Raw genomic sequence first — 16,964 nt, 5'->3', positions numbered from 1 at the left:
GTTCCACTCTGTACATCCTCGGCTCTGGCAAGGCGCACTTCGCTGCCTGCAAGCATGCCCGGCGCGCCAACCGAGACCTGATTTCACGTACAGACTCTGGCAGGAACCCCCATGACGGACGCCTTCGAACTCCCGGTTACGCTGGTCCAGGCATTGGCCCAACGCGCAGCGCTTAGCCCTGACCGGGTTGCCCTGCGCTTTCTGGCTGAAGACCCGCGCGATGAAGCCGTGCTTTCCTATCGCGACCTCGACCAGCGCGCGCGGACCATTGCCGCCGCCTTGCAGGCGCGCACCGAAGTGGGGGACCGGGCGATCTTGCTGTTCCCCAGCGGCCCGGATTACGTCGCGGCGTTCTTTGGCTGCCTGTATGCCGGGGTGATCGCCGTGCCGGCCTATCCGCCAGAGTCATCGCGCCGTCACCACCAGGAACGCCTGCTGTCGATCATCGACGATGCCGAGCCGCGCCTGCTGCTAACCATCAGTGCCTTGCATGACAGCCTGCAGGCTCTCGAGGTGCTGGCCGAACCTGGCGCGCCCCAACTGCTGGCGGTCGATACCCTGGCGGCGGACCAGGCTGACACCTGGCAGGGGCCGCCCCTGCAAAGCGACGACATCGCCTTCCTGCAGTACACCTCCGGTTCCACCGCATTGCCCAAGGGCGTGCAGGTCAGCCATGGCAACCTGGTGGCCAACGAAGTGCTGATCCGCCAGGGTTTCGGCATTGATGTGAACCCCGACGACGTCATTGTCAGCTGGCTGCCGCTGTACCACGACATGGGCCTGATCGGCGGCCTGCTGCAACCGATCTTCAGTGGCGTGCCGTGCGTGCTGATGGCCCCGGCGTATTTCCTCGCCCGTCCGCAGCGCTGGTTGCAGGCGATCAGCGATCATGGCGGCACCATCAGTGGCGGGCCGGATTTTGCCTATCGGCTGTGCAGCGAACGGGTCAGCGCCGCGGCAATGGCCAGCCTCGACCTGAGTAAATGGCGGGTGGCGTATTCCGGCTCCGAACCGATCCGCCAGGACAGCCTGCAGGCATTCGCCGACAAGTTTGCGGCCTGCGGTTTTGTGCCGGAAAACTTCTTTGCCAGTTACGGCCTGGCCGAAGCCACCTTGTTCGTCAGCGGCAGCACCCGCGGGCAAGGCATTGGCGCGCTGGAGCTGGATAGCCAGGCGCTGGCGCGCAACAGCGCCGAAACGGGCCAGGGCACGGTGCAGATGAGTTGCGGGCGCAGCCAGCCCAGGCATGCCGTGCAGATCGTCGAGCCGCAGCGCCTGACGTTGCTGGCCGACAACCAGGTCGGTGAAATCTGGGCCGCTGGCCCGAGCATCGCCAAGGGTTACTGGCGCAACCCCGAAGCGTCGGCGCGCACCTTCGTCGAGCAGGGCGGGCGCACCTGGCTGCGCACCGGCGACCTGGGCTTTTTGCGCGATGGCGAGCTGTTCGTCACCGGTCGGCTCAAGGACCTGTTGATCGTACGCGGGCACAACCTCTACCCGCAGGACCTGGAAAAGACCCTGGAGCGTGAAGTCGAGGTGCTGCGCAAAGGCCGGGTGGCGGTGTTTGCGGTCGATGACCGCGGCGAGGAGGGCATCGGCGTAGCCGTCGAGATCAGCCGCAACGTACAGAAAATCGTCACCCCGGCGAGCCTGATCAAGACCCTGCGCCAGGTAATCGCCGATGCCTGCCAGCAGGCGCCAGCGGTGGTGTTGCTGCTCAACCCTGGCGCCTTGCCGAAAACCTCCAGCGGCAAACTGCAGCGCTCGGCCTGCCGTTTGCGCATGGATGACGCCAGCCTCGACTGCTATGCGCGTTTTCCCGATCAGCAAGCACAACTGGCAGCCAGTCAGGATGCTTCGGCGACCGGCCTGCAAGCCCGGATTGCCCGCCTGTGGTGCGAGCTGCTGAGCCTTGAGCAGGTAGCCGCTGACGACCACTTCTTCCTGCTTGGCGGCAACTCCATCGCTGCCACCCAGGCCTGCGCGCGGCTGGCGGATGAGCTGGGCCTCGAGCTGGGTGTGCGGGTGCTGTTCGAGGCGCCGACCCTGGCCGACTTCAGCGCAGCAGTGGCGGCGCTGCAAAACGATGGCGGTGTCGTCCGTGGCGCCATTTGCCGCCTCGACCGCGCGCAGGCCCTGCCGCAGTCGCTGGCACAAAACCGCCTGTGGCTGACCTGGCTACTGGAGCCGCACAGTGCGGCATACAACATTCCCGGTGCCCTGCGCCTGCGTGGCGAGCTGGACGAGGGGGCGCTGCAGAGCAGCTTCCAGGCCCTGGTCGTGCGTCACGAAGCCTTGCGCACGGTGTTCGCCGAAGAGGACGGCCAGGCCCTGCAGCGCATCCTGGCGAGCCAGGCGTTTAACCTGCAGCGCCTGGACCTGACTGGCGCCAGCGCGCACGCGGTGCTGGCGCAGCGTGAAGCCGAAGCCCTGCAGCCCTTCGACCTGCAACAGGGCCCGCTGCTGCGCGTGACCCTGGTGCGGCTGGACAGCGAAGACCATCAGCTGTGGGTGACCCTGCACCACATCATCGCCGACGGCTGGTCGATGAACATCCTCATCGACGAATTCTCGCGCCTGTACGCTGCCCATTGCCAGGGCCGACCGGCCCAGTTGCCGGCCTTGAGCCTGGGCTATGCCGACTACGGCAGCTGGCAACGCCAGTGGCTGGCCGAGGGTGAAAGCGCGCGGCAACTGGCGTACTGGAAAGCCCGCCTCGGCGAGCAGCACAGCGTGCTGGACCTGGCCACCGACCGCCCGCGTGCCAATCGCCAAAGCAACGCCGCCGCGCGCCTGAGCGTGCGCCTGCAGCCGACCTTGGCCGAAGCTTTGCGCAGCCTTGCCCGTGCTCATGACGCGACGCTGTTCATGGTTTTGCTGGCAGGTTTGCAGAGCCTGCTGCACCGCTACAGCGGGCAGACCGACATCCGTGTCGGGGTGCCCAACGCCAACCGTCCGCGTCTGGAAACCCAAGGCCTGGTGGGCTTTTTCATCAACACCCAGGTACTGCGCGCAGCGCTTGATTCACGCCTGCCGTTCAACCAGCTGCTGGCCCAGGTGCGCGTGAGCACCCTGGAGGCCCAGGCGCATCAGGACCTGCCGTTCGAACAACTGCTCGAAGCCTTCCCGCAAGCCCGCGAACAGGGCCTGTTCCAGGTCATGTTCAACCATCAGCAGCGCGACCTCGGCGCCTTGCGCCGGCTTCCGGGGTTGCTGGCCGACGAGCTGCCGTGGCACAGCCGTGAAGCCAAGTTCGACCTGCAACTGCACAGTGAAGAAGACCATCAGGGCCGCCTGACCCTGTCGTTCGACTACGCCGTCGAGCTGTTCGATGCCGCGACCGTTGCACGTATCAGCGCACAGCTGGTCGGCTTGCTGGAGCAGGTCTGCGCGCAACCGCAGGTTGCCATCGGCGCGGTGCAACTGCTTGATGCCGACGGCCGCGAGCAATTGCATGCCTGGGGCCAGGCGTCAGCAGCGCCGGCACAACAGTGGCTGGTCGAACAGCTCAACGAACAAGCCCGCCAGACCCCGGAACGCACCGCCCTGGTGTGGCAGGGCGGCAGCCTCGATTACGCCAGCCTGCACCAGCAGGCCAACCGCCTGGCCCATTACCTGCGCGACAAGGGGGTCGGCCCGGATGTGTGCGTGGCCATCGCCGCCGAGCGATCGCCGCAACTGCTGATCGGCCTGCTGGCCATCCTCAAGGCCGGTGGTGCCTATGTGCCGCTGGACGTCGATTACCCGGCCGAGCGCCTGGCCTACATGCTCGCCGACAGCGGTGCCAGCCTGCTGCTGAGCCACAGCGACGTGCTCGAACGCCTGAGCCTGCCAGCGGACGTCAGCGCCATCGCCATGGACCGCCTCAAGCTCGACAGCTGGCCGTGCCAGTCACCGGGCCTGCACCTGCACGGCGATAACCTTGCCTATGTGATCTACACCTCCGGCTCCACCGGTCAGCCCAAAGGCGTCGGTAATACCCACGCCGCGCTGGCCGAACGCCTGCAGTGGATGCAGGACCGCTATCAACTTAACGACAGCGACGTGCTGATGCAGAAGGCGCCGATCAGCTTCGACGTGTCGGTGTGGGAGTGCTTCTGGCCGCTGGTTAACGGTTGCCAACTGTTGCTGGCCGGCCCAGGCGAGCATCGCGACCCGCAACGCATCGCCGAGCTGGTGCGCGAGCATGGCGTGACCACCTTGCATTTCGTCCCGGCCTTGCTCCAGGTGTTTGTCCAGGAGCCGCTGGCCGCGCAGTGCAGCAGCCTGCGCCGGGTGTTCTGCGGCGGCGAAGCGCTGTCGGCGAACCTGCGTGAGCGGGTGCTGCAGGTGCTGCCGCAGGTGGCCCTGCATAACCGTTACGGCCCGACCGAAACCGCCATCAACGTTACCCACTGGCAGTGCAGCGATGCCGACGGCACGCGCTCGCCGATCGGCCGGCCGCTGGCCAACGTGCTGTGCCGGGTGCTCGATGATGAGCTTGAATTGACGCCGCCCGGCGTGCCGGGTGAGTTGTACCTGGGGGGCGCGGGCCTGGCCCGGGGTTACCTGGGGCGGGCGGGGCTTACCGCCGAACGTTTCGTGCCGCAGCCCGATGGCGACGGCCAGCGCCTGTATCGTAGTGGTGACCGGGCGCGCTGGCTGGCTGACCTGGGGGCGCTGGAGTACCTGGGGCGCCTTGATCAGCAGGTCAAGCTGCGCGGCTTTCGGGTCGAGCCCGAAGAGGTCGAGGCTTGCCTGCTTAAACAGCCCGGCGTCGAGCAGGCGCTGGTGATGATTCGCGACACCGCCGCCGGCGCGCAACTGGTCGGTTACTACAGCGGTGTTGAGGCAAGCACGCAATTGCTGGCAGCACTGGCGATGCAGTTGCCCGCCTACATGGTGCCGGCGCAACTGGTGCACCTGGCGCAGATGCCGCTGGGCCCCAGCGGCAAGATCGAGCGCAAGGCATTGCCCGAGCCGCACTGGCAATCGCGTGAGCACATCGAGCCGGGCAGTGCCCTGCAGCAACAGATCGCCGCAATCTGGCGCGAGGTGCTGGGTATCCAGCGGGTCGGTCTGCAGGATGACTTCTTTGCCCTCGGCGGTCATTCGTTGCTGGCCACCCAGATCATTTCCCGCACCCGCCAGGCCTGCAACGTCGAGTTGCCGCTGCGCACGCTGTTCGAGGCCAGCGAGCTGGGTGCCTTTGCCGCTGCGGTCGAGGCGATCCAGCACCGTGGCGCGCGCAACCTGCAGGGCGAGATCCAGCGCATCGACCGTCGCCAGGCGGTGCCGCTGTCCTACTCCCAGCAGCGCATGTGGTTCCTCTGGCAGATGGAGCCCGACAGTCCGGCCTATAACGTCGGCGGCATGGCGCGCCTGAGCGGGGTGCTGGATGTCAGCCGTTTCGAGCAGGCGTTGCAGGCGCTGATCGTGCGCCACGAAACCCTGCGCACCACCTTCCCGAGCATCGACGGCGTGCCGTATCAGTGCGTCGCTGAAGACAGCAACCTGCAGATGAGCTGGCTTGATTTCTCCAGTAACAGCGTGGCGGATCGTCAGCAACGCTTGCAGGCCTTTGCCGATGAGCAGGCGCACCAGCCGTTTGACCTGGAGCGCGGGCCGCTGCTGCGCGCCTGCCTGGTCAAGGCCGGCGAGCGTGAGCACTACTTCGTCCTGACCTTGCACCATATCGTTACCGAAGGCTGGGCCATGGACATCTTTGCCCGCGAACTGGGCGAGTTGTACGAGGCCTTTGTCGACGAGCGCGAGTCGCCATTGCAACCCTTGCCGGTGCAGTACCTGGACTACAGCGTCTGGCAGCGCCAGTGGCTGGAAAACGGCGAGCGCCAGCGCCAGCTCGACTACTGGCGGGCCAAGCTGGGCGATGAGCACCCGGTGCTGGAACTGCCTGCCGACCGCCCGCGTCCGGCGGTGCAAAGCCACCGTGGCGAGCTCTATCGTTTCGACCTGAGCCCGGAGCTGGCAGCGCGAGTGCGCGCCTTCAATGCCGAGCGCGGCCTGACTTTGTTCATGACCATGACCGCCACCCTGGCGGCGCTGCTGTACCGCTACAGCGGCCAGAGCGACCTGCGCATTGGTGCGCCGGTGGCCAACCGCATTCGTCCGGAAAGCGAAGGCCTGATCGGCGCCTTCCTCAACACCCAGGTGCTGCGTTGCCAGCTCAACGGGCAGATGCGCGTCGGCGAGCTGATCGAGCAGGTACGCCAGACTGTGATCGATGGCCAGTCCCATCAGGACCTGCCTTTCGATCAATTGGTCGAGGCCCTGCAGCCGCCCCGCAGCAGTGCCTACAACCCGCTGTTCCAGGTGATGTGCAACGTCCAGCGCTGGGAGTTCCAGCAAAGCCGGGAGCTGGCCGGCATGCAGGTCGAGTACCTGGTCAACGACGCCCGCGCGACCAAGTTCGACCTCAACCTGGAAGTCACCGACCTCGACCGCCGCCTGGGTTGCTGCCTGACTTACAGCCGCGACCTGTTCGACGCGCCGCGCATCGCACAAATGGCCGGCCACTGGCAGAATCTGCTGGTGGCGCTGCTGGGTGATCCCGAGCAGCGCCTGGGCGAGTTGCCGTTGCTGGCGGGGGCAGAGCAACAGGCATTGTGCGACTCGCTCAAGGGCGACAACAGCCTGGCGCTGGATCAGACTCTTCAGCAGCTGTTCAGCGAGCAAGCTGCGCGCCAGCCTGAGGCCCTGGCTCTGACCTTTGCCGGTGAGCATCTGAGCTATGCCGAGCTCGATGCCCGCGCTAACCAGTTGGCCCGGGTGCTGCGCGAGCGCGGCGTCGGCCCGCAGGTGCGTGTCGGCCTGGCCCTGGAGCGTTCGCTGGAACTGGTGGTGGGCTTGCTGGCGATCCTCAAGGCCGGCGGCGCCTATGTGCCGCTCGACCCGCAATACCCGCTGGAGCGCCTGCACTACATGATCGAGGACAGCGGTATCGCCCTGCTGCTGGGCCAGCGTACGCTGTTCGAAGCCCTCGGCGAGTTGCCGGTCAAGGTCGGCCGCTGGTGCCTGGAAGACGACCGTGAAGGCCTCGCCGCGTATAGCCGCGAAGCTTTGCCGTCGCTGACCCTGCCGGCCCATCAGGCCTACCTGATCTACACCTCCGGCTCCACCGGCAAGCCCAAAGGCGTGGTGGTCAGCCATGGCGAAATCGCCATGCACTGCCAGGCGGTGATCGAGCGCTTCGGCATGCGCAGCGACGATTGCGAGCTGCATTTTTATTCGATCAATTTCGACGCAGCCACCGAGCGCCTGCTGGTGCCGCTGCTCTGTGGCGCGCGGGTCGTCCTGCGTGCCCAGGGGCAGTGGGATGCGGAAGAAATCTGCACGCTGATCCGCGAGCAGCAGGTGTCGGTCCTCGGCTTTACCCCAAGCTACGGCAGCCAACTGGCGCAATGGCTGGCCAGCCGCAACGAAGACCTGCCGGTGCGCCTGGTGATCACTGGCGGTGAAGCACTGACCGGCGAGCACCTGCAGCGCATTCGCCAGGCCTTCGCCCCGCAGCAGTTCTTCAACGCCTATGGCCCGACCGAAACCGTGGTCATGCCCCTGGCGAGCCTTGCGCCCGAGCAACTTGAAGCCGGCGCCGGCAGCGTGCCGATCGGCAGTGTGGTCGGTGCGCGCACGGCGTACATCCTCGATGCCGACCTGGCCCTGTTGCCGCAAGGTGGCATTGGCGAGCTGTACGTCGGTGGCGCGGGCCTGGCCCAGGGTTACCACGAGCGCCCGGGCTTGAGCGCCGAGCGTTTTGTCGCTGACCCGTTCAGCGCCAGTGGCGGGCGCCTGTACCGTACCGGCGACCTGGTGCGCCAGCGTGCTGACGGGCTGGTGGAGTATGTCGGGCGTATCGACCATCAGGTGAAGATTCGTGGCTTTCGTATCGAGCTGGGCGAGATCGAAACCCGCCTGCTCGAACACCCGGCGGTGCGCGAGGCCGTGGTGCTGGCCCTGGATATGCCCGGTGGCAAGCAACTGGCGGGTTATCTCGTCTGCGACCAGGCCCTGGCGGATGCCGCCGAACAGGCCGCGTTGCGTGATGCACTGAAGGCGCAACTGCGCCTGCACCTGCCGGACTACATGGTGCCGACTCACCTGGTACTGCTTGAGCAGATGCCGCTGATGGGCAATGGCAAGCTCGACCGCCGCGCCTTGCCGGCGCCGGACCTGGAGCAGGGCCGCCAGCGTTATGAAGCGCCGCGCAGCGAGCTGGAGCAGCAACTGGCGACGATCTGGCGCGAAGTATTGAACGTGCAGCAGGTCGGCCTGCAGGACAACTTCTTCGAACTGGGCGGCGACTCGATCCTGTCGATCCAGGTGGTCAGCCGTGGGCGCCAGGCGGGGTTGCACTTCACCCCGCGCGACCTGTTCCAGCACCAGACCATCCAGACCCTGGCGACCGTGGTCAGCCGCAGCGAAACCAGCCAGATCGACCAGGGCCCGCTGAGCGGCCGCGCGGCGTTGACGCCGATCCAGCACTGGTTCTTCGACAGCGATGTGCCGCAGCCCCAGCATTGGAACCAGGCGGTACTGCTGGCGCCGGCCGAGCGTTTGCACGGCAAGACCCTGGAGCAGGCGTTGCAGCAGTTGCTGCAACAGCATGATGCCCTGCGCTTGCGCTTCACTCAGGCAGGCGGTCAGTGGCACGGCGAATACGCCCAGGCCGACCAGCGCGAGTTGCTCTGGCAGGCTTCGGTAGCCGACTTGGGCGACTGCCAGGCGCTGTACAGCGATGTCCAGCGCAGCCTCGACCTGGCAGACGGGCCGCTGCTGCGCGCCTTGCTGGTCGAAGACGGCGAGGGCGGCCAGCGCCTGTTGCTGGCCATCCATCACCTGGTGGTCGACGGCGTGTCGTGGCGGGTGCTGCTGGAAGATCTGCAAGCGCTGTACCGCGGCCAGCCGCTGGCGGCCAAGACGCGCGCCATGAGCGACTGGGCGGTGCGCCTGCAGGCCTATGCCGGCAGCGATTCGCTGCGTGAGGAGCAAGGCTGGTGGCAAGCGCAACTGAGCAGCGCCAGCCGCGAATTGCCTTGCGATCACCCGCAAGGGGCGAACCTGCACCAGCAGGCCCAGACCCTCAGCGTCCGGCTGGACGCGACCCATACCCGGCAACTGCTGCAGGAAGCGCCCACGGCCTATCGCACCCAGGTCAACGACCTGCTGCTGACCGCCCTGGCTCGCGTGCTATGCCGCTGGAGCGGCGACAGCTCGGTGCTGGTGCAACTGGAAGGCCACGGTCGCGAGAACCTGTTCGAGAACATGGACCTGACCCGCAGTGTCGGCTGGTTCACCAGCGCCTATCCGCTGAGCCTGCGCCCGCATAACGTCGAAGAAGCCGCCGGGCAGGGCGCTTCGATCAAGGCCATCAAGGAGCAATTGCGCTCGGTGCCGCACAAGGGCCTGGGCTACGGTGTGCTGCGCTACCTGGCCGATGCGCCGGTGCGCGAAGCCATGGCAGCGTTGCCCCAGGCGCGTATCACCTTCAACTACCTGGGACAGTTCGACCAGCAGTTCCAGGCCGGCGCGCTGTACCAGCCGGTGGATGAAAGCGTCGGGCTTGCCCATGCGCTGGAGGCGCCGCTGCCCAACTGGCTGAGCGTTGATGGCCAGGTTTACGGAGGTGAGTTGCAGTTGCGCTGGACCTTCAGCCGTGAGCGCTACGACCAGCAGACCATCGAAACCCTGGTCGAGGCCTACCGGCTCGAACTGATCGCCCTGATCGAGCATTGCCTGGCCCCGGGCAACGGCAGCTTCACACCCTCGGACTTCCCGCTGGCGCAACTGAGCCAGGAGCAGATCGATGCCTTGCCGGTCGCCGCTGCACAAATCGAGGACGTCTATCCGCTGACGCCGATGCAGGAGGGCCTGCTGCTGCATACCCTGCTGGAGCCGGGCACCGGCATCTACTACATGCAGGACCGCTACCGGATCAACAGCGCGCTGGACCCGCAGCGCTTTGCCCAGGCCTGGCAAGCGGTGGTCGGCCGTCACGAAGCCTTGCGCGCCTCGTTCTGCTGGAACGCCGGCGAGGCCATGCTGCAGATCATCCACAAGCCCGGGGCGACACCGGTCGACTATCAGGACTGGTCAGCCATCCCTGAAGCCGAACAGGAAGCGCGCCTGCAAGCACTGCACAAGCAGGAGCGCGAAGCCGGTTTCGACTTACTCCGGCAGGCGCCGTTCCAGCTACGCCTGGTGCGGGTGGGTGAGGACCGCTACTGGTTCATGATGAGCAACCACCACATCCTCATCGATGCCTGGTGCCGTTCGCTGCTGATGAATGACTTCTTCGAGATCTACCTGGCCCTGGGCGAGGGCCGTCAGGCGCAACTGCCGGTGCCGCCGCGCTACCGCGACTACATCAGCTGGCTGCAGCATCAGGACCTGGATGAGGCGCGTCAGTGGTGGCGCAACAACCTCGAAGGTTTCGAACGCAGCACCGCAGTGCCCACTGACCGGCCATTGCTGCGTGACCATGCGGTGGAAAATGCCGGGATGGTCGTCGGTGATTGCTACACGCGCCTCGATGTCGCCGATGGCGCCCGCTTGCGCGAGCTGGCCCAGGCCCATCAGTTGACCATCAACACTTTTGCCCAAGCTGCCTGGGCGCTGGTGCTGAGCCGTTACAGCGGTGAACGCGACGTGGTCTTCGGCGTTACCGTGGCCGGCCGGCCGGTGAGCATGCCGCAGATGCAGCGCACGGTCGGGCTGTTCATCAACAGCATCGCCCTGCGGGTGCAGCTGCCGGCTGCGGGCGAGCGCTGCAGCGTGCGCCAGTGGCTGCAAGGCCTGCTGGAGCGCAACATGGAACTGCGCGAGTATGAATACCTGCCGCTGGTGAGCATCCAGGAATGCAGCGAACTGCCCAAGGGCCAGCCGCTGTTCGACAGCCTGTTCGTGTTCGAGAACGCGCCGGTGGAGGTTGCCGTGCTTGACCGAGCGCAGAGCCTCAACGCCAGTTCCGATTCCGGGCGCACCCACACCAACTTCCCGTTAACCGCCGTCTGCTATCCGGGCGATGATCTGGGCCTGCACTTGTCGTTCGACCAGCGCTACTTCGACACTGCCACGGTCGAGCGCTTGCTGGCCGAGTTCAAGCGCCTGCTGCTGGCCCTGGCCGACGGCTTCCAGGGCGAGGTCAGTGAGTTGCCGTTGCTCGGTGAAGCCGAGCGCAGCTTCTTGCTCGACGACTGCAACCGCAGCGAGCAGGCCTACAGCCTTGAGCAAAGCTACGTCGAACTGTTTGAGGCGCGGGTCGCCGCGCATCCGCAACGCACTGCCGCGCGCTGCCTGGAACACTCGCTGAGTTACGTCGAGCTCAACCGCCAGGCCAACCGCCTGGGCCATGCGCTGGTGGCCGCCGGTGTTGCAATCGACCAGCCTGTGGCCCTGCTGGCCGAACGCGACTTGCCGCTGCTGGGCATGATCGTCGGCAGCTTCAAGGCCGGCGCCGGCTACCTGCCGCTGGACCCGGGCCTGCCCGGTGCACGCCTGCAGCGGATCATCGAGCTGAGCCGTACTCCGGTGCTGGTGTGCAGCGCAGCCTGTGCCGAGCAGGGCCGAGCCCTGCTTGACGAGCTCAGCTGTGCCGGGCGGCCGAAGTTGCTGGTCTGGGAGCAGATCCAGGCGGCCGCCGGTCCGGACGGCAACCCGGGTATCTACAGCGGGCCGGACAACCTCGCCTATGTAATCTACACCTCAGGCTCCACCGGCCTGCCCAAGGGGGTGATGGTCGAGCAGCGCGGCATGCTCAACAACCAGCTGAGCAAGGTGCCGTACCTGCAACTGGACGAGCAGGACGTGATTGCCCAGACCGCCTCGCAAAGCTTCGATATCTCGGTCTGGCAGTTCCTTGCCGCGCCGTTGTTCGGTGCCCAGGTGGCCATTGTGCCGAACGCCATTGCCCACGACCCGCAGGGGTTGCTGGCCCACGTGCAGGCAACCGGCATTACCGTACTGGAAAGCGTGCCGTCGCTGATCCAGGGCATGCTGGCCAGCGAGCAGCAACAGCTCGATGGCTTGCGCTGGATGTTGCCGACCGGTGAGGCGATGCCGCCGGAACTGGCCTCGCAATGGCTGCAGCGCTACCCGCAGGTTGGCCTGGTGAATGCCTATGGCCCGGCCGAGTGCTCGGATGACGTGGCGTTCTTCCGCGTCGATGCTGCCTCGACCCGGGGCAGCTACCTGCCGATCGGTACGCCGACCGACAACAACCGTCTGTACCTGATTGGCGACGATCAGCAACTGGTGCCGCTAGGCGCCGTCGGTGAGTTGTGCGTTGCCGGCACCGGCGTCGGCCGTGGCTATGTCGGCGACCCGGTGCGCACTGCGCAAGCCTTCATCCCGCATCCTTTCGGAGCGCCGGGTGAGCGTCTGTATCGCACCGGCGACCTGGCGCGCCGGCGCATCGACGGCGTGCTCGAATACGTCGGGCGTATCGACCATCAGGTGAAGATCCGCGGCTACCGCATCGAGCTGGGCGAGATCGAAGCGCGCCTGCATGAGCAAAGCGAGATTCGCGATGCGGCGGTCGGCGTGCAGGACGGGGTCAATGGCAAGCATCTGGTCGGCTATCTGGTGGCCAGCACTGCGGGTGTCGATACCAGCGTGCTGCTGGAGCAAATCAAGCAGCGCCTGCGTGCCGAGTTGCCGGAGTACATGGTGCCGCTGCACTGGGCCTGGCTCCAGCAACTGCCGCTCAATGCCAACGGCAAGCTCGACCGCAAGGCCTTGCCGGCCATCGACATCGGCGCCCAGCACAGCCAGGCCTACCTGGCGCCGCGCAGCGAACTGGAGAGTACCCTGGCCGGGATCTGGGCCGAGGTGCTCAAGGTCGAGCGGGTCGGGGTGCGCGACAACTTCTTCGAGTTGGGCGGGCATTCGCTGCTGGCCACCCAGATCGCCTCGCGGGTGCAAAAGGTGCTGCAACTGAACGTCCCGCTGCGGGCGATGTTCGAGTGCAGCACGGTCGAGGAGCTGGCGACCTATGTCGAGAGTCTGAAGGCCAGTGAGCTGAGCGACGACAAGGTCGACCGGCTCAGTGACCTGATGGCCGAGCTGGAAGCGCTGTAGGGCTTCAGGCCGTGGTGGGGCTGCTGCGCTGCAGGTCGTGCTTGAGCAAGGCGACTGAGGCGGCCAGCAGTACGGCGTCCTTGATCAGGAAGGACGTTGCCCCGCCCATGGCCGGAAAGCCGCCGGCGCTGTTCTCCCAGCCGCCTGGAGTGGTAACGATCAGGGTCAGGGTGGTGGCGTAGGTGAGCACCGAGCCCAGTGCGCCGATCACCGCCAGGCGTGGTTGCCAGATGCCGGCGAGCAGCGCCGCGCCGATCGCCCATTCCGCAACGCCCAGCGCATAGCTGGCGCCGTGGATGCCGAAGGCCAGGTGCAACCAGTACAGCAGCGGGCTGTTGTCGATCAGCGGGATCAGGGCCTGGGCTTCGTAATCGAACCACTTGGCATAGCCAAAGCCGAAGAAAATCAGGATCAGGCTCCAACGCAGCAGCTGGATGTCGAGGGAGGAACGGATGAAACGATCAAGGTAGGCAGGGCGGGTCATGGCGAGGTCCTGTAGTGGGATGAGGCAGGTATCCTCAAGACGCCGTGACCGCCCTGTTGTTACATCAATCGCTTGCTCAACGCTTGCCGAGAATCTTGCCCAGCATCTCCGGTCGTGGAGCGCCTTGCTGGGTTTGCAGCTGCTGTTGGTCGTCGAGGTAGAAGATCGCCGGTGTCGCTGACAGGCCCAGTTCTTCCATGACTGCGAGGTTGGCGTCGAGCTTGGCCTGGACCGCTTCGGGAACCTTGTCCAGGGCCTTGAGGGTGCTGGCCTTGCCGGCTTTCTCATGTTGCGCGAGAGCCTTGGCCGGGTCTTTGCTGGCCAGCAAGGCGGCCGATTTGCCCGGGCTGTCTTCGCGGATGATGCCGACCATGATGTGGCGCAGTTGCACCTTGCCCGACTCGACCCAGGGCCGCGCCTGCTGCCAGAACATATTGCAGTACGGGCAGTTGGGGTCGCTGAACAGGTAGACGATGCGCGGTGCGTCGGCCTTGCCGTCGGCGATCCAGGCGGTTTTTTCCATCTTCGCCCAGACCTCCTTGGCCAGGGGGGCGTACACCAGTTTTTCCAGCGGCGCCTGGCTCAGGTCCTTGCCCTGTTCGTCGAACAGGCTGCCCACCAGCACATGCTTGCCATCGGCGGTCAGGTACAGCGCCAGGCCGCGGTTCTGGTACTCGGCAGCGTAACCGCGCAGGCCATCGGGGGCGTCGAAGCTGCCTTTGATTTTTGCGCCTTTGGCCTCCAGTTGCTGGATGGCCTTGGGCAGGTCTTCAGCCTGTACCAGTTGGCTGGTCATCAGGCCCAGGGCCAGGGTGAGGGGCAGTTTCAGCAGAGATCGCATGCGACGTTCCTTGTGGGGGATGGGGCGGCAGGCGCGGGCGCGCGCTCGATAGATTGCAGGGCATGGCTGAGGCTGGCCCGCGACAGCTCGCCGAGGTGGCTGCCGACCAGGCGGCCCTCGGCGTTGTAGAACAGGGTGGTGGGCAGGGCCATGGAGCCGACCTTTTGCGCCAATTGGCCGCCGCTGTCGAACAATACGTGGGACAGGTTCAGGCCGGTGGTGGCGAGGAAGGTGACCACGGTCTGCGGCGCCTCGCCCTGGTTGACGAACAGGAAGGTGATGTCCGGGTAATCACCCTGGGCCTGCTGCAACACCGGCATCTCGCGCCGGCAAGGCGGGCACCAGGTGGCCCAGAGGTTGATCACCAGCGGCTTGCCGCGGTAGTCGGTGAGCTCGACGGACTGGCCGCTGGCTTTACGCAGGCTCATTTCCGGCAGTTGGGTGCCCTGGTCATACAGGTGGCTGGCCAGGCTGCCGAGCAGCCAGAACAGGCCGCCACTGAGCAGCCCCCAGCCCAGCGGCCGACGCAGGGCCGGCCGGCGATAACCCAGGCAGAGGGCGCCAATGGCCACCGCCAGCAGGCCAGGCCAGAGCAGAAAACCGCCATCGCGCAGGTCGATGACTTGCAGCAGGTCTTCGCGGTACATCGCCCAGTACTGGATGACAAAGCCCAGGCGTGCACTGAGCAGGCCGAGCAGGAACAGGCCGAACAGCACCGACTCCGGGTTGTCGCCGCCGCGCTTGGCGACGCGCCAACCGACAAGGCTGGCCAGGGCCAGGGCGCAGATCAGCAGCAGGTGGTTCAGGGCCATGGTCAGTGGCCCGAGTGCGACGGTCAGCATCATCCTTGGCTCCGGGTAGCGGCCCAGTGTTGGAGGAAGTTCGCCGCATCGATTTCGCCGGTGATGCGCCGGGCCCGGCGCTCGTTGCCCTCCGGGCCGATCCAGATCAGGCTGGGCGGGCCCGGGACCTGGTAGCGCTGCAGCAACTCGCGACTGGACGGTGCGTCGGCGGTCACATCCAGGCGCAGCAAGCGCACGCCGCCAAGCGCCGCCAGTACGTCGGCGCGGGCGAACACCTGTTTTTCCATGACCTTGCACGACACGCACCAGTCAGCATAGTAGTCGAGCATCACCCACTGGCCCTGGGCCTTGGCCGTCTCCAGCTCGCGCTGCAGCTCGGCCGGCTGGCTGACAGTGGTGAAGGCGTCGCGATGCTCGGCGAGGGTTGCCGGGCCGTTGCCGGCGGTGAACGGCTGCAATGGTTGCCAGGGGTCATTGCCACCGGCCGCCGCGCCGACGATCAACAGGCTGCCCCAGAAACCCAGCAGCAACGACAGTGCCCGTAACGGCCGCAAGGCCTGCAAAGCCGGCCACGCGGCCCAGGCCAGGGCGATCAGCCAGGCGCCGGCAAGGCCCAGCCACAGCGAAGGCTCCAGCACCGCGCGCAAGGTATACAGGGCCATGGCCAGGAACACGAAGCCGAACAGGCCCTTGACCCGGTTCATCCAGGCGCCCGGGCGCGGCAGGTAGCGGTTGCCGAGGGTGACCAGCAACAACAGCGGCAGGCCCATGCCGATGCCGAGGGTGAACAGCACCAGGCCGCCATGCACGGCGTTGCCGCTCTGGGCGATATACAACAGGGCACCGGCCAGCGGTGCGGTCATGCACGGGCCCATCAGCAGGCCCGACAAGGCACCGAGCAAGGCCGCGCCATACAGGTTGCCGCCACGGGTGCCGTGGCCGGCGCGTTCCAGTCGGTCGCGGATCCACACCGGTAGCTGCAGCTCGAAGGCGCCGAACATCGGCAGGGCCAGCAGCACGAACAGCCCGGCCAGGGTGCCCAGCAGCCAGGGTTGCTGCAGCCAGGCCTGAAAGCTTGCCCCCAGCAGCGCGGCAACCACGCCCAGGGCGGCATACACCAGGGCCATGCTCAGCACGTAGACGCTGGCCAGCAACCCGCCACGGCGGGTACTGGCACCGCTGCCCAGTACCAGCCCGGCGAGAATCGGCAGCATCGGCAAGGAGCACGGAGTAAAGGCTAGCAGCAAGCCCAGGCCAAGGAAGGCCAGCAGGCTCCAGGCCAGGCTGGACTGCTGCAGGCCACCGGCCAGGGCCTGGTCGCTGGCCTGCGTAGCGGCGCTGGTACCGCCGAGGCTGACCAGGCTGGTTTGAGGCGGGTAGCACAGCCCGGCGTCGGCGCAGCCCTGCCAGCCCATGCGCAGTTCACCGCTGGCGCTGGCGGGCAGGATCAGCTCCAGTTCGCCACGGTACACCTGGGTTTCACCAAAATACTCATCGCTGTGGGGCAGGGCGGGCGGCAGTTGCGGTTGCTGCTCGGGTGCCAGGCCGTCGAATTTCAGGCGTTTCTGGTACAGGTAATAGCCGTCGGTGATCTGCCAGTGCAGGCGCACCTGTCCCGATTCCAGGCGTTCGCTGCTGAACATGAAGGCCTTGTTGACCGGCAGGAAATCGCTCTGGGCAAAGGGGTTGGCCTGGCTCAGGCCGCTTAGCAGGAACATCAGGGCAAACAGGAAAACGCGCATGTCGAAGCCTTGGCAATGCG

The 16,964-nt window shown here is 66.3% G+C and carries 5 protein-coding genes; 1 reads left to right on the top strand and 4 read right to left on the bottom strand.

Translation table 11 applies throughout. The features are described 5' to 3' along the window. Positions 1-111: 111 nt before the first annotated feature. Positions 112-13,074, top strand: coding sequence for a non-ribosomal peptide synthetase (locus ABIE20_RS23095; RefSeq protein WP_429507559.1), 12,963 nt, complete (start codon positions 112-114; stop codon positions 13,072-13,074). A gap of 4 nt (positions 13,075-13,078) precedes the next feature. On the opposite strand, the gene ABIE20_RS23090 is transcribed toward ABIE20_RS23095, so the two are convergent. From ABIE20_RS23090 to dsbD, 4 genes are all read right to left on the bottom strand, one after another. Then, the gene (locus tag ABIE20_RS23090; protein ID WP_429507557.1) at positions 13,079-13,558 is read right to left on the bottom strand and encodes a YkgB family protein; all 480 of its coding nucleotides are present in this window, start codon (positions 13,556-13,558) and stop codon (positions 13,079-13,081) included. 76 nt (positions 13,559-13,634) lie between these two features. Further along, a complete protein-coding gene (dsbG, locus tag ABIE20_RS23085; protein WP_429507555.1) occupies positions 13,635-14,399 on the bottom strand; it encodes a thiol:disulfide interchange protein DsbG in 765 nt (254 codons plus the stop codon). Then, entirely contained in the window at positions 14,384-15,241 is an 858-nt protein-coding gene (locus ABIE20_RS23080) for a prolipoprotein diacylglyceryl transferase family protein (RefSeq protein WP_429507611.1), read from the bottom strand. Before ABIE20_RS23080 ends, dsbG begins: the two co-directional genes overlap by 16 nt. Next, positions 15,241-16,944 (bottom strand): protein-disulfide reductase DsbD, encoded by a 1,704-nt coding sequence (gene dsbD, locus ABIE20_RS23075; RefSeq protein ID WP_429507554.1) that lies wholly within the window; start codon positions 16,942-16,944, stop codon positions 15,241-15,243. Before dsbD ends, ABIE20_RS23080 begins: the two co-directional genes overlap by 1 nt. Between the last annotated feature and the right edge of the window lie 20 nt (positions 16,945-16,964).

The sequence above is a fragment of the Pseudomonas sp. 2835 genome (genome assembly GCF_050435905.1).
Lineage (GTDB): Bacteria > Pseudomonadota > Gammaproteobacteria > Pseudomonadales > Pseudomonadaceae > Aquipseudomonas.
The sequence above is the reverse complement of the archived record's forward strand: the minus strand, read 5'-3'. Positions and strand labels throughout refer to the sequence as shown.

Excerpts from the sequence above, each read along its gene's own strand:
- dsbD (WP_429507554.1), bottom strand. The coding sequence starts at position 16,944 with ATGCGCGTTTTCCTGTTTGCCCTGATGTTCCTGCTAAGCGGCCTGAGC.
- ABIE20_RS23080 (WP_429507611.1), bottom strand. The coding sequence starts at position 15,241 with ATGCTGACCGTCGCACTCGGGCCACTGACCATGGCCCTGAACCACCTG.
- dsbG (WP_429507555.1), bottom strand. The coding sequence starts at position 14,399 with ATGCGATCTCTGCTGAAACTGCCCCTCACCCTGGCCCTGGGCCTGATG.
- ABIE20_RS23090 (WP_429507557.1), bottom strand. The coding sequence starts at position 13,558 with ATGACCCGCCCTGCCTACCTTGATCGTTTCATCCGTTCCTCCCTCGAC.
- ABIE20_RS23095 (WP_429507559.1), top strand. The coding sequence starts at position 112 with ATGACGGACGCCTTCGAACTCCCGGTTACGCTGGTCCAGGCATTGGCC.